Below are 14,296 nucleotides of genomic sequence, written 5' to 3' on the forward strand. Positions count from 1 at the left end.
CTCGCCTTCAGGTCTACGCCACACCGTTAGCCACCAGAAGGGTTGTGGCCAGGCTTCTTCGCCGAGCATTCACGAATAGCGCCTCGTGTTGCTGGGATTGCCTCACTTCAGGCACACACGGCGTCGCCGTGTTGATCGGAGAGCCAAGCACAGCAGCATTTGCAGCGACCAGATATGTGAACTTGAGAAACAGCGATGACTGATGCCTATCAGTTATCGCCCGTTCATTGTGAATCACGGTGAGGTGCTATTTTTAATGGACAGCGGAGGAGCGCAGTCCCATCCCCAGCACACGGTCACGGGCTGAGTGGGTTGGCAGACCGACCATGGGCGCGCTCCGAGAGCTTTTTCAAACTGCCCCGATAGGTGCACTTATGAGGCACGTGTAGTCCACACAGAGGTCTCATTAGGGCCACTCATCAGGTTACTGTCAGCTAGCTAGTAGCTATCCAGTAACCATCTAGTACTTCGAGCACTAGGGCTCACCTTCTCTACAAATGCCGCTGCCAGCTAGCCTAGAGCTGTTTGCTATTTTTGTTTCTGGAGAGGCTTCTCGAGCGCCTGGCCCCAAAGGGGCTTGGGAGGCTCCCTAGGAAACCGATCCGCTTTTCTCGACTATACAGTTAGCTATCTGGTAGCCAACCTAGATGGAGGCTCTCAGGATCGGATATCAATTGGTCGTGACTACCGACTGGCTAGATAGGCAACTAGTACTCGTGCCTCTCATTCACACCGACGTATTTCCTGCTGGACCGCGTTGGAGTATCGGCTGGCGATGCATACCCCCAGATATCTGGTAGCTAACCATTCCTCACGACGAGAACACCGCCCAAAGTCATTAGCTGATAGCTACCTGATAGCCGGGCGGGGTCGTACTTTGGCCGCCCTCTCATCAGGTCAGGTGTTCGAATACAGAGAGGTCGACGATCCCGCACCACACCAAGTCGAATTTATTGGTAGCTACCAGGTAGAAACTTTGGCCATTGTTACCGTCTAGGCACTTACGGTCCTATTGACGCGGCAGTCTGGCCATTTTAGCCTCGGCAACACCCTGCGTTACTTGCTGGTGCGTCCACCAAGGGATACCGATCAGGTATCCGCAAGGCATCTCCAGACCAGCTAGCCGCGCGTTCTTACCTTGACCGTCGCATTGAGCTAGAAGCTAGCAAGTAACTTGTTGCTATCTGGTAGCTATCGCATCTCGTTGCGTCTCACGTCACGGGCTATCGGCTAGCTACCAGATATCCTGCATAGATATTCCAATCTACTGCGCAGAAATTTGGCATAGCTACACTGACGTGCCGAAGCAAGTTGGCTTTATTGGTAGCTACCAGGTAGCAACATTGGCTGTTGATACCGTGGTAGCCAATGGCGGTCCTATCGACGAGTTGATGCGCCGAATCCTCGGCGACATCCTGCGCTGCTTGCGGGTGCATCCATTACGAGATACCAATCAGCTATCCACAAGGTATCCCCAAACCAGTTAGCCACACGTTCTTCCCGCGACCGTCGCATTAAGCTAGTAGCTAGCCAGTAGCCGTTTCTATCTGGTGGCTCTCGCACATTGTTGCGTCTCACGCCATAGGCTGCCGGCTAGCTACCAGATAGCCGGCATAGATACTCCAATCTACCGCGCAGAAGTGATCTGGATTTATTGGTAGCTATCAGGTAGCGGAATTTCTACGATGGCAGCTACTAGCTATCTCAACGTCGGCCAGTTTGTTGTTTCCACATCTGAGAAATCGCGACCTGGTCGCCGATACGCCCGTTAAGGATATCTGTTAGGTATCAACATCAGCTGCCATAGCGGTACGATCTTGGCCATTGCGTTATGGGTAGTAGCTACCTGGTAGCCATTTTTGCTAAGTGGAATCACCGCATTCTCACCTGGGGTTATTGGGTAGCTACCAGCTAGCTTAGAACGGTGTTCCACTCTGTCAGTCTACGATCCCGTGGCATGGCAAGTCGAATTTATTGGTAGCTACCAAGTAGCTGCAGTGGCCGTTTCGGCACCAGAGGAATCCTTCTGTGCTCGTCGTTGCGCCCAATCAAGGATATCTTACAGGTATCTATTAGCTATCTTCATCCCAGTTGGTCTGTCGGTACTATTTCAATCGTTTCGTTGCGCTAGTAGCTATTGCCGCCAAGTGGCAATCAAGCATCGCTGCATCTCGCGTCAGACGCTATTGGTTAGCTACCAGCTAGCTTGAATTGGCGTTCCAGACTGTCGCTGCAGAGATTTGGAAGTCTACGACGCCTCAGCATCGCGAGTCGGATTTGTTGGTAGCTACCAAGTAGCTGCGCCGGCTGATTCGGGGCCGGAGGAATCCCGCTGTACTTGTCGTTGCGCCTACTAAAGGTTATCTGATAGGTATCTATCCGATATCCTTCCAGTGGCCATGTCGGCACTGTTTCGATTAGCTCATTTCGCTAGTAGCTAACTAGTAGCGATTACTACCTGGAAGCAATCGAACATCGTTGCATCTCGCACCAGAAACTATTGGTTAGCTACCAGCTAGCTTGTATTGGTGTTCCGCTCTGTCGCTGCAGAGAATTGGAAGTCTACGACCCCGCGGCATAGCGAGTCGGATTTACTGGTAGCTACCAAGTAGCTGCGCCGGCTGATTCGGTACCGGATGGATCCCGCTATACTCGTCGTTGCCGATCCAAGGCTAGCTTTCAGATATCTATCGGGTATCTAGACATCAGTCCGCTATCCGGTACTTATCGGGCATCGTTGCATCTCTATCTGATAGCTACCAGATACCTTCTTCCGCCGACTATTGCGTCCCGGTGCCGGTGCTGGGCGAATCTGGGAAAGCAACATATCTTGGTCCGCTGGCAAATCTCAGAAAGTACTGCAGGAGCGACATCGCCAATACTGCCCGGCCCGGCGTCCTCTGAATCGTCTACCGGCGGAAGTGCCGGCTCGACGTGGTTCACGGCTGGCACTCGATATCTGCACGCTATCGAGTGCCATCGCCACCGGAAAGCCGGAGTTATTGCTCTAACGAGTTAGCTGGTAGCGAGCTGACAGGTGGCCTAGAAGCACTTCGACGATTGGTAACCAGATAGCTACCAATATGGTAGCTATCTGGTTACATCGGCTTCAGGGGTACTCTTGTACTCCCAAGGGGTCCTGTTTATGGGGTCGATATCTGTCAGCTACTTTTCAGATACCTATAAGATATCTTATGGATACCTAACGCCCAATTGGCCTAGCCCATCGAAGCTACCAATTGGGTATCACAGTAGCTACCTAGTAGCCATTGATATCTAGTAGCTATCCGCTATACTCCTGTAACTAGTTAGCCACGCTACCTGCTAGCAACCAGATAGCTACTTGCAAAAGGAAACTCGATGCCGACAATCGTGTTCGTAAGCCCGAAGGGCGGAGCAGGGAAAACGACATCATCCCTAGTCTTGGCCACCCAAATCGCAGAGCGCGGCAAGAGCGTCACCGTCATTGACGCCGACCCGAATCACCCCGTGAAGACCTGGGCTGCTGAGGGTGCGGCTCCAAAGTCTATGACTGTGATCTCGGATGTCACTGAGGAGGACATTGCCGACAGGATTGATGCGGCGGCGAAAGAGTCCGCATTCGTGATCGTCGACTTGGAAGGAACCGCTGCGACCATCGTCGCGCACGCGATCAGCGAAGCAGACTTTGTTGTAGTGCCTACGCAAGGGTCGCAACTGGACGCGGAACAGGCTGGCAGAGCGTTCCGCCTCATCCGTGCGCATGAGAGAGGCATCCAAAAACACAAGCCCGACTACAAGCTTCCCTACGCTGTCCTGTTCACTAGAACATCCGTAGCAATCCAGAGTCGAGAAACGACACACATCCGGCGCTCCTTTGCTAATGCAGGTATTCCCGTGTTCAAGACAGAGCTGAATGAACGCGCAGCTTTCAAGGCAATGTTCGCCTACCGACAGTCGCTCTCGGGCCTTAGCCGCTCCGAGGTGTCAAATGTCGACAAGGCAATTGAGAACGCGGAATTGTTCGCAGGTGAGGTCCTTCAGTTCCTGCGCAAGGGCCAAATGGAAGAGAAGAAGGAGACTGCATAATGAGCAGAGCGAATCCACTTGACGCCGCGCTTGATGACTTTGAGCCGCGGCCGCGAGAAGACAAGCCACGGCCCGATCGGCAGGCCATTGAGCAAGTCGCCAAGGAGAACGGCTTCGTGAGTCGCGATGCCCGCAAACTGGAGACGGCGGCGACCACCGCACCTCCGCGACGCCAGCGTCGATTCACAACTGGTCGTAATCAGCAGATCAATATCAAGGCAACCCCCGATACGATTGCGCGCTTCAATGCTCTGGCCGAAGCACTGAATATCCCGTCCGGTGCGTTGCTCGAGCGCGCCGTGGAAGCGATGGAAGAAAAATATAAGCGCTGACCGCTATCTGGTAGCTATCTGGTAGCTATCAGCTAATCTCGCACCATTAGAAAAAGGGGGCTAGCCCCCTTTTTGGTGAGAGTGCCGCAATCACTGTGGCACTACAGGTTGTCCTCGGGTTCTGCTCATGAAAAGGCCCAATTCCGTCTTCAGGGCCTTCCGCCCAAGGATGGCTGCCTCATCTGGCTCGGACTTAATCTTTGCGCGCCGTGTGGCCATCTTGAAGGTGGTCTCGCGATATAGCGAGGCAAGTACCTCGTCTCGTGCCGCCTTGTCCAACGCCTGAAATGCCGCCAGGCCTGCATCAACGTCCCGCTCAAGTGAACTGGCGAACTCGAGTTCAGCAGGGGCGATCTGGATCGGCTGACCGGGTTCGACTTTTTTACCAGCAGCAATCTCTCGTTCGATTTCGCTAAGCTCCCAGCCTTCCTTGATCGCTCGCATTAGGTAAGCGCCGGGAGACTTCACTCCGCCGACGCGCACACGATGCTTCACCAACTCGATAGCCTTACGAATGCGTTCGTCCGTATTCACTTCGCGGTTGCCAATGATTTCGTTGAGTTGCCGCTTGCTAAGGCCGAAACCCTTAACAAGGGTCTCATAGAGATCCTTCAACTCGTGAGGATGAGCGAAGTCCAGGACCAGCTTGCCCTTTGCGTTATCGCGCAGCTTGAAGCGCAGAGCCGCTACGCGACGCGATCCAGGCGTGGTCTTCGTCTCGAATTCAACATACAGGTCGGTCAATTCGTTGATCTGTTCCGTGCTTTTATCAAGCACGAGACGCTTGAACTGCTTGTACTCGGTAAGCGACTTAACCGAGTCAGCATTGACCCATTTTCGGACCACATCAAGCGGAATCCATTCAGTCGTCCCCATGAAGCGGAGCGAGCTCAACCTCTCGTACAGAATGTAGGCATAGTTGCTCAATGCAGCCGACATGCGCAACGACAGATAGGTGTACCGCTGTGGATCCTTGAGTTGCCGCCTGATCATCTCGTCGACCTTGAACACCACGCGGCCGCCGGAGATACCAACAGATCCGAGCAGTGGCACGGAGGCCCACTGCGGATCACCATCGGTATCGTCGACAGATACCTGCACCGACGCACTTTGGCATTCGCGCAATGCCTTCTTTAGGTGTGCTAGGTTGTTGGATGTCTCGAACTTGGCAAGCCATTTGAAATAGCCCAGTTCAATATCGTAGTGTGATAGGTCGGGATTCTCGGAGACGGTCAACCAGAGTGCATTGATAGCACGGCGGGCGAGGAGCGTCAGCGGGGAAACGTCGATCAATACGTTCGTTTTCCGATAGCCTATCTCGCGGCTCGACTCAGTGATCGGCGTTGCCGCACCCATTTCCCCACGCACTGCGTTGAAAATGTCGAAGCCCAGTTGCTCCTGGAGATTACGTGGGACGTCAGCCATAGGGGAGGGGTGCACTAGCGGTAGTGCCGGTAATATCTATCTAAAGGTGCAACGAGTCAAGTATACGATTGCACCTTGATGCGGAGGCGACGTACACGCCGCACCAAAAATCTACACCTCCGCACCAATGCTTTACACCTTTGAAATGAACCCTGGCTTGCAAAGCCTTACCTGCCAAGCGATCCACGGTCTTCGAAGGGTCTCAAACCAATGGTTAACACCATAGGCCAATGAATTGCACTTTGAGACCAACGAATAACACCTTGAGGTACCAATAGTTAACACTTCTGCGGCCCAAAAAATGACACCTCCGAACCAATGAATCACACCTTGGTACCAAAAAAGTACACTTTGCTTGCCATAACCTTTTGATTTACAACAAGAAAAACGCCCTCGTATACGTTAGCTGGTTTACAAACATAGAAGCTGCTTGCTCTCCACAAAAAAATGCGGAAAGTCAAAACCGACCAGGTTATCCACAGCAGCAGCAGTTGAACCCAGAGCAGCCGTACATATAGGTGTCATGCATTGGTCCGCAATCCGAGCGCTCCCGATAAAGTGCAATCGATTGGTCCGCACGACTGCCGAACTACTGACGGTGTAGTCCATTGGTCCGCAAATCCAACCACCGGCTCAAGGTGTAATCGATTGGTCCGCGTCCTGGCGATTCATCCAAAGGTGCACTCTGTTGGTCCGCAAATCGTCCACTCGCCAAGGTGCTATCTATTGGTGCGCAATTCTCTTAGTTCAAAGAAGGTGCAGTCCATTGGTCCGCAGCACCACCCACCCCATAAGGTGTAATTGATTGGTGCGCAGTTCTGGCAGCCGATGCGAGATGGTGTTGTTTGTTGGTCCGCAGTGCCAGCGCCACGCTCAAGGTGCAATCGATTGGTCCGCTCGAGCACCCTCATACTCGCCAGCGGCGGCACGCGCCTCAGTTTTGCCGCAAAGAAAGTGTTGTTCCTTGGTCCGCAACTCCCATCGAACGCGTACGGCACCTGTTCTTAACACCGTACATTGCCACTCGGACAGCACCTGCCTCCGTGGCCTGCTGCCGGGCTCTCCTGCGTATGCGCCACATATAGGCCAAGGGTGTAGCGAATTGGCCCGCAAAAAATGCCGCATCATTACCACCACCGCGAAAGCGCAATCTATTGGTCCGCAAGGAATCGACGCGGAGAACGGATGAGCCCACTGAAGCTTCTTTCCGGCAGCCAGGATGGAAAGGTGTATCCCCTTGGTCCGCAAAGCTATCCCAATTTCCAAAACACTACGGTTCTGGCGATAGGAAGTACTCACTTTTTCGAGTTGCGGGTCAAAAGCGGCCCAAAACGATGCACCTTTCTCCGGCCAACTTTAATTTGCGGCCCAATCCGTTGCACCAAGCAAGCGCAATACGAAACTGCGGCCCAACTCGTTACACCGCGGGACCGTGCAGGTGCCCTTGCGCCTAACTGCGAGCTAAGGGCATTGACGGTCACATGGGGCACTGCAAAATCAATCTCGCTGGCATGTCTGGGTGGGGGTAGCTTGAGGCCCGCCCTAAGACGTCACGAAGCGAATGGGAAGTGCTATCAGGCAATCGTCCTGCTCTTCCACTTTGCCCTGGCCTAGGCAACCCTGCATCGTCTTCGACGGTCGGAGATCATGGAAAGGATAGTCGGACTCTGTGCGGGAGCCTTAACGTGGCCCTGGAGCTGCATCTGACGCTCGCGGCGCGGTGCCGCTTGCCCCCGGCCGGGTGCCATGCCTGCCCCGGCGCACAAAGGCCAGCAGGGCAACCTCTGGGCATATGCGCACGGTGCCTAGCTCCGCTTCCTGGCGTGATCTACAACTTCTGTACGAATCGGCGACGCAAGAGCCGATTGCCTTCATGGGAATTGGCAGCGAATACGGCGACGTGAGACACCGGAAGGGCGCTTTGCGGCGGAATGCACACGCTGCCGATCGCAGTGTGCTGCTTACCACCAGAACCCGTGGTCGCGGGATATTTGCTCATGCCGGACACAAGTTCGACGAATTGTCACAGAATCTGCTGCGTCGTGTTGCGCAGATCTCTCGCCTGGAACGAGCGTTGGTCGGGAGACGCAGGGACGCGTAACCACCGTACAGACGGCCTGCATAGCCGAGACAGGAACGCTCGCTGGTCTCCAAGGGGCGCGTCACGGCCAAGGGCACTAACCGCCACCCAATGCGCAGGCGGCTCCCTCCAAATCGGCCCGTCGCGAAGCGACATATAGGCGGCGCCGTCCGATTTGATTTGGTTGGAGGCGATAGCGACCGGCTCGCTGAGCCGGTTGGTCATTAGGGCGAGCTTGCTGCTGGATGATTGCTTAATGACGTCCAGTGGCGCACCGCCGCAACTCAGGGTGGAGTGGCTTTGGCTCCGGGCCACTGGCTGCCGTGGCGTGCCAAGTGTTCCTTAAACTGGTTTCTCAGCCGGCAGCTCGTGCCTGTCCTTAGGGCATTCACGAAGTCAGCCAACCCGACGGTACGCGGTCGCTCCACTAGGAGGTGTCAGACAACTAGGTTTGGAGCAAGCCGGCTTCAAAGACGAAGCGTGAGGTGGGGTTCTTCTTTGCCGTGCTGATGAAGAGCGAGTCGCGGGCCCTTGTCATACCAACATAAAAGAGTCTTCTCTCTTCAGCTTCGGAAGTCCCTTTCTCGTCAGGTAGCACGGTCTCCTCAACCCGAATTAGAACCACTGCGTCCCATTCCAAGCCCTTCGCAGAGTGAAGGGTGGTAAGGACAATGGCATCGTTACCAGGCTCATTGTTCTTCCGCCGTAGGAACTCCAATCGGTCCGAGAATGGACCGTTCAACCTAGAAAGTACGTCGTACGTTGTTCGGATGGCGCGTTTTGCCGCATCGGCCTTCGCGTGGCGCAACATCCAATCGCTCACGCCTTCGAGGACCAGCGAGAAAAACTGCCGCTCGCACAAGGCTCGCCACTCGGAGAGCCGCTTCGAGAAATCTCTAAAGGTATCGACCGAGCTATCGCTGAGGGCAAGTCCAGCGAGCTCTTTTACCTGGCGGAACTGTAGGCCCGGACCGAGCTTTTCGTGGAGAGAACGAAGCTCGTGGACGCTGAGGCCGGCGAAGCCCAAGAGCGTGTCCATGCCACGGGATCGAACCCGCTGCACAAGTTCCAAAAGGCTTCCCATTAGGGCCGCCTCTGGACGATTGAGAATCGAGGTTCCGGATGCGCGGTAGTACTTGAGTCCGTGGGATCTGCATATGGCTTCGACCGGGTCCAGAATCCGGTTGGTTCGAGCCAGAATCGCCCCACTCCTACCGTTGCTGAGAAAGGGCGACAGCGCTTCTACAGCAGCTACCGCCTCGTCATATTCATCGCCGAACCGGCTAAACTCGATAGTCCCTCCCGGTCCCCGTTCTGCCGCAAGCGTCTTGGGAATCCGATCGCGATTGTTGACGATCACTCGGTCCGCAGCGGCTAGGATCTCCGCGCGGCACCGATAGTTGCTTCCGAGTATTACCGGTTGAGCGTCGAATTGCCTGATGAAGGACTCCATGCCGCGGAAGCCGAGCGCCGAGCGAAAGCCATAGATGCTCTGGTCATCGTCCCCGACAAGCGTAATCGTGGCTCCGTGTAGGGCATGCTCGCACACCCATTGATACTGAAGTGGGTCAGTATCCTGAAACTCGTCCACGAGAAGATGATGAAAAGGATAAGGCTTGAGTGACCCGGATTGCATCCCACTTACGCTATGACGCAGCATGTCATGGAAGTCGAGCGCCCCATTTCGTTCAAGGGAGTCTTGATAGGCAGCCAGAAGCCGTCCTTCAGGGGTATCTGTCGGCACGATGGCTAGGGCAGTCTTGAGGTTCTCAATGACTCTTATGGCATCGTCTAGCTTCCAATCGAGCTCCGCCGCTTTTAAGGCCTGATCGACTAATGCGAGACGCTCGCCATCCATCAGGATCGTTTGGCTCTTCGAGCCTTTCACGCGAATTTGCTTATAGGCCAAGGAGTGGAACGTCCCCGCAATGAGCCGCCTCTTAGCAGTTTCCCCTGCAAGCGCGAGAATGCGCTCGCGCAGTTCCAGCGCCGCATCCTTGCTGAAGGTGACGGCCCCCACAACGACCTCAGGATCCGACAGCAAGTGCGCTGCCTTCGTGGCCATAGTGGAGGTCTTACCCGCACCAGGGCATGCGACCGCAACGCAGTGGCTACGCAGCAGCACGACCTCCCGTTGGGCGGCGTTGAGTTTATCGAGAGACGGGGCGGGCATCGACGAGCTCTAGATGCCGCGGATCGTCGTCATCAACTTCAAGTGCGTGGTGTAGCTACGCAACGCCAGCGGCTGGAACTTGCGCAGGAAACTGTTCACTTGGTCATTGACGTCGGACTGATCACGGATGCCGTTCCACACCATAAAATCAAACTCGTCCATCGTCTTGTCGAAATTGACCAGAACCTGCAGCGCGCGCAGCGAGAAGCGTGAGTACGCTTGGATCTCCATTTCCAGCGACGGCCGGGTAACCGTGGGCCGGAAGATGATGTCGTTCTTCGCCTTCATTTCCGCCTCGCGCATCTCGCAGTAAGCCTTCGCCACGCGCAATTGCTCGTCGACGTAGTCCTCAAGCTTGGCCAGCTCACGTTCGAGGAAGTCGTTGATGGTAGTCAGTTCGCTTCGGCCGAACGTATCCGCACCGAAGCGCTGCAGGTTCAGGCTCATCCGATTCAGGTAGGGCCACGACTGGAGGAACAGCGGGCGGAGCCGTGTGTGGTTCAGCTTCAGGTCGACTGCCACCACTGCGGCACCGGCGAGCTCGCGGTTCAGGATCTGCAGACCCAGGTCGCGGCGGCGCTTGACGATGGCCGCGCGTTGCTCGGGCGGCAGCTCGCGGAACAGCTTGCGAGTCTTCTCCACTTCGGCCTTTTTCTTCTCAGCGTCGGCGGCGGTGATCACACCGTCCCTGCGTAGGGAGTCCGCCGCATCGACCATCTCTTGAAGCTCATGCTCGACCGAACCCGGCTCAAGCGGGCCCGCTTCGGTGAACCCCGAAGTTCCGGCTGTGGAGGTATGGTCGCCGGAGAGGGCGACCTCGGCCGGCAGGGTCATTGCATCGTCGATCATGTCGATATGTTCTGCGGTGGTCATGTAGGTTCTCCGTTGGTGCGGTATAGGGTCCGCGAATTGAATGCAAAAAAAGGGCGAAGCAAGCTAGCGATTGACGTGGAATGAGGCTGCAAGACGCCAGCCAAGCACCCCGACCAGAAGTGCCGCAGCCGACCAGTAGTAAGCGAGCAGCGGCACGGGAACCAGAAGCGCCGACGCGCCGATGCCGAACGTAACCAGCAAGCCGTGCGCGGCGAGGTGAAAGGAGAGCGGACTCGCGAATCCCGCGGCAGAAGCTTTGATGCGCCTGGCCACGGCGCCGTCGTTGAGCATCGCGATCAGGAAGACGATGGTGCCGAATGCCCAGGTGTGTACGACGGCTGCCCGATACAGCGCGCGATAGATGGTCATCCAGAAGTTGCGCACCCATCGCCTCCCGAGGTCTGACGCACCAGCGTCCGAAAGGGCGGAGCTGGAAGCTGAACCTGACAGCGAAGAGCGCAACAACCCAGAGTCGACGAACCACGCACGAAACCGCTCATTCGCGGCACCTGTGGCGCCAGAGGCGCGCACCTCACCCAGGACCGCCTCGACAGAGGTCTGCTCGTCGGCGCCAATCTCGAAGCGCTCGCTCTCCGGCAGCATGGGTGCGAGCACGCAAAGCATCAGGGGTGCGGCGAGCAACCAAACGCGGATATGCCCGGCAAATCGGCTTCCTGCCATCACAGCACCCACTGGCGGAGAAGGAGAATGGGCAGTACGGCCAGCGAGCCAACGGCACCCCAGAAATGCCTGGGCTTCACGAGCGACAGGCGTATGAGCGAAAAGCAGAATGCTGCGCGGCCGTAACGGAACTCTTCCGGAATGGCGCCACGCTTCTCGGCCGCCATGTCCAGGCGAATCCACGCTTGCATGCCTGCAGCGTCGTCCCACGCCACGCCGGACAAGCGGCTTGCGAGCTTGACCGGGAACATCCGGACGCTCTCCACGGCGTAGCGGAGGGACACACCCATCTCACTGAGCATAGAACTTTGCGACATCGTATTCCTCGAAGTAGCGGCGGAAGGTGTGACCAGTCAGCACGCGGGCGGCGAGCTGAAAGGCAGCGCTGCGCTGCGTCACGACGCCCGGGCAGGGTTCGTCGACAACGCGGCATACATAGCCTGGTTCCTGCCTTGCCTCGAACACAGGAATCGGCTCGTTGTACGGATACCAGACGTTGTACTTCTCACCTTTGAAGGCGGCATAACGCTTCTCGTAGAGCTCGTGCGAGCGCGAGAAAAGTCCTTGCATGAAGGCGATGTTCGCGTCGCCGGCCTTACGCGCGGCCCGGTACGACTGGATCGCATCAACCAGCATTTCCTTGACCAACGGCTCTTCCCGGATGCAGAAGTTGAGGCCGATGTAGTCGACAACACGGCTGCACGCGTCGATCAGTTCGGGGGACACCGTGAACGCCGGCGAGAGCTTCGGCGACAGCTTGTATTGTTTGACCACTGCGCGGAACAGACTTGATTGCATGTCGGCGTACTATCCTTCGATGATGGGAATCCGGCCTTGGTAGACGGATCCACCAGAGATGCGCAGAAAATATTGCAGGTTGGGCAACATAGTGATCAGCTGAGTCGGGATAAGCGGCGCTTTTTCAAGTTGCGTCGAACGAGAAACCGACCCGTTGAACTCGCCGATATGTGCCTCGGATCCAGTGCTCGTGCTGCTGGTGGTGGTGATGTTCTGAATCGCCGTTTCCCCGACCTTGTCCGAGAACCACTGGGCCGTGTCCGTGTCTTCCAATCGTAAGATGATCTGGTTGTTGAGATTCCCCAAAACCTGCATCATTTTTGCTGCGTTTCCCAGTTTCGCTTCCAAATCGGAGCGGCTCTGGAAGGCGACCAGGGCGTTGAAGCCTGCGCCGCGGCCCTTGTTGAGGATCTGGATCACCTGCTCATTGATCGCTTCTGCCACCTCATCGATGACCAGGACAACCTTAGGCGGATTGGCGTAGAAGTTGTAGATGGCCCCGGCCACCGACGCGACGTCGGACAGGATCATCGAGGCAATGGCCTTCGCGACAATGCTGCTGGAGAGGGAGTCCAGGCCGACGAACAGCACGGCCTTCTGCTTGATCACCTTGTCGATGTCCCAAATCTCACGGTCATCGGTGAAATCGTCTGCCTTGGGGGCGAGCATGAGCCCCGTCTCCCCAGTGGCAAGCATCTGCAAGAGCGGAAGGACTGAGGCGATGATCCGCATGTAATGGTCGCGGTCATGAACAAAGGTGCCGACCAGGCCATCGATGGATTCGTGGCCGCGGCCGATGTTGAAGTACCGCTCGGTGTACAAACGAACCATTGCCTCGATCAGCGTCCCGCCGGGGCGCTGCCCGACCTGCTGCATGTAGGAACCCGCCTCGTCCTCCCAGGCGGTGAATCCCATTTCCGCGAAGAAACGACGCAGAGCGCGGTCTAGCAGATTGTTGATGCCGCTCTGCGCGTAATTCAGGATGGAACGCAGGTTCGGCTTGTCACCGACGTAAAGCTCGCCCTTGACGGCACGGTCAATGAAGAGGAATGCGAAGTCCCGGAACGGACCCTCTTCTAGCAGTTGGGCAATCCGGCTGGCGATTTCCGACGGCTGCGACCAGTTTTCTAGCGGGTTTAGCCGGATCGACTCGGATGGCGCCGCCTGCTTCCAGTACAGGAATTTTCGGCCGGCGCGGGCGCATTCGCGCTCGACGCGCTCTTTCCATTCGCGGTCATTTTTGGGGTCCACAATAATCAGAATGTCGTCCGGATCGTGAACGACCTGGGTACAAATGACCTCATAGGTGCGGGTCTTGCCGCTGCCGGTCGTTCCTGCCACAGCCGTGTGGCCCGGCATTGCCTTGTAGTGGAGGGGGACGTGCACCTTCTTCGGCTCCATCCCGTGGATCCAGGACTTACCCTGCGGAGACCGGTCCCGCAATGCATTCGCCGGGGCGAATTGCCTCTCGACGACGGCGGCCACCTCTTTGGGAAGCCACTTCGGCAAGCCGGGAATGTCGTTGGTGGGCATCCGCAGGATGTCGTGAGCGATCTGGCAATGACGCTGTGTCCATTCGAACCCGGTGCCAAGGTACATGGCGTCTTCATCGCGCCGCATCTGTGCCGTGGTGTGCAGAAGGTTCTCGATGCGGATCTTGGTCAGCCACTTCGTGGAGATGGCCATGCGGAACTTCATGGCCTTCCAGACTTGCGCCGCGCGCAGGGAAAATGCAGCCAGGCAGAGCAGGGCGAAGTACCCCCAGTGCGGCATCCCGGACAATGGCAGCAGGACCAATGCACCGAGCCACCCGGTCGCGGCTCGCATCTCGAAGATCGGCCGAAAGTGGTTCACATAATGGCGCAT

The 14,296-nt window shown here is 56.6% G+C and carries 9 protein-coding genes; 2 read left to right on the plus strand and 7 right to left on the minus strand.

Going from position 1 to position 14,296, the window contains the following annotated elements:
* The first annotated feature begins 3,360 nt into the window (after nt 1–3,360).
* The gene (locus A9975_RS09835; protein ID WP_183032526.1) at nt 3,361–4,068 is read left to right on the plus strand and encodes a ParA family protein; all 708 of its coding nucleotides are present in this window, start codon (nt 3,361–3,363) and stop codon (nt 4,066–4,068) included.
* Nucleotides 4,068–4,400: a stability/partitioning determinant gene (locus tag A9975_RS09840; RefSeq protein ID WP_150984879.1), complete on the plus strand. Its 333-nt coding sequence runs from the start codon at nt 4,068–4,070 to the stop codon at nt 4,398–4,400. Before A9975_RS09835 ends, A9975_RS09840 begins: the two co-directional genes overlap by 1 nt.
* Nucleotides 4,401–4,490: 90 nt before the next feature.
* Here the strand turns inward: A9975_RS09840 and A9975_RS09845 are convergent, their stop codons facing one another.
* The 7 genes from A9975_RS09845 to traD all read right to left on the minus strand — a co-directional run bounded on the left by A9975_RS09845 (nt 4,491) and on the right by traD (nt 14,296).
* Nucleotides 4,491–5,825, minus strand: coding sequence for a replication initiation protein (locus tag A9975_RS09845; RefSeq protein ID WP_183032527.1), 1,335 nt, complete (start codon nt 5,823–5,825; stop codon nt 4,491–4,493).
* Nucleotides 5,826–8,350: 2,525 nt separating this feature from the next.
* Nucleotides 8,351–10,078: an ATP-dependent helicase gene (locus A9975_RS09850; protein WP_183032528.1), complete on the minus strand. Its 1,728-nt coding sequence runs from the start codon at nt 10,076–10,078 to the stop codon at nt 8,351–8,353.
* Between the two features lie 9 nt (nt 10,079–10,087).
* Entirely contained in the window at nt 10,088–10,951 is an 864-nt protein-coding gene (locus tag A9975_RS09855) for an ATPase (protein ID WP_255503133.1), read from the minus strand.
* Nucleotides 10,952–11,014: 63 nt separating this feature from the next.
* Nucleotides 11,015–11,632: a DUF4400 domain-containing protein gene (locus tag A9975_RS09860; protein WP_183032529.1), complete on the minus strand. Its 618-nt coding sequence runs from the start codon at nt 11,630–11,632 to the stop codon at nt 11,015–11,017.
* Entirely contained in the window at nt 11,632–11,922 is a 291-nt protein-coding gene (locus tag A9975_RS09865; protein WP_183032530.1) for a hypothetical protein, read from the minus strand. Before A9975_RS09865 ends, A9975_RS09860 begins: the two co-directional genes overlap by 1 nt.
* A 1-nt stretch (nt 11,923) precedes the next feature.
* Entirely contained in the window at nt 11,924–12,430 is a 507-nt protein-coding gene (locus A9975_RS09870) for a hypothetical protein (RefSeq protein WP_150984873.1), read from the minus strand.
* A gap of 9 nt (nt 12,431–12,439) precedes the next feature.
* Nucleotides 12,440–14,296 (minus strand): conjugative transfer system coupling protein TraD, encoded by a 1,857-nt coding sequence (gene traD, locus A9975_RS09875; RefSeq protein ID WP_183032531.1) that lies wholly within the window; start codon nt 14,294–14,296, stop codon nt 12,440–12,442.

Origin of the sequence: Cupriavidus sp. UME77 (assembly GCF_014170355.1) — a bacterium.
Classification (GTDB): Bacteria; Pseudomonadota; Gammaproteobacteria; order Burkholderiales; family Burkholderiaceae; genus Cupriavidus; species Cupriavidus basilensis.

What these genes read in the sequence shown, in the direction of transcription:
- A9975_RS09835 (WP_183032526.1), top strand. Translation starts at nt 3,361, where the DNA reads ATGCCGACAATCGTGTTCGTAAGCCCGAAGGGCGGAGCAGGGAAAACG.
- A9975_RS09855 (WP_255503133.1), bottom strand. Translation starts at nt 10,951, where the DNA reads ATGACCACCGCAGAACATATCGACATGATCGACGATGCAATGACCCTG.
- A9975_RS09850 (WP_183032528.1), bottom strand. Translation starts at nt 10,078, where the DNA reads ATGCCCGCCCCGTCTCTCGATAAACTCAACGCCGCCCAACGGGAGGTC.
- A9975_RS09840 (WP_150984879.1), top strand. Translation starts at nt 4,068, where the DNA reads ATGAGCAGAGCGAATCCACTTGACGCCGCGCTTGATGACTTTGAGCCG.
- A9975_RS09865 (WP_183032530.1), bottom strand. Translation starts at nt 11,922, where the DNA reads ATGGGTGTGTCCCTCCGCTACGCCGTGGAGAGCGTCCGGATGTTCCCG.
- traD (WP_183032531.1), bottom strand. Translation starts at nt 14,296, where the DNA reads ATGCGCCATTATGTGAACCACTTTCGGCCGATCTTCGAGATGCGAGCC.
- A9975_RS09845 (WP_183032527.1), bottom strand. Translation starts at nt 5,825, where the DNA reads ATGGCTGACGTCCCACGTAATCTCCAGGAGCAACTGGGCTTCGACATT.
- A9975_RS09870 (WP_150984873.1), bottom strand. Translation starts at nt 12,430, where the DNA reads ATGCAATCAAGTCTGTTCCGCGCAGTGGTCAAACAATACAAGCTGTCG.
- A9975_RS09860 (WP_183032529.1), bottom strand. Translation starts at nt 11,632, where the DNA reads ATGGCAGGAAGCCGATTTGCCGGGCATATCCGCGTTTGGTTGCTCGCC.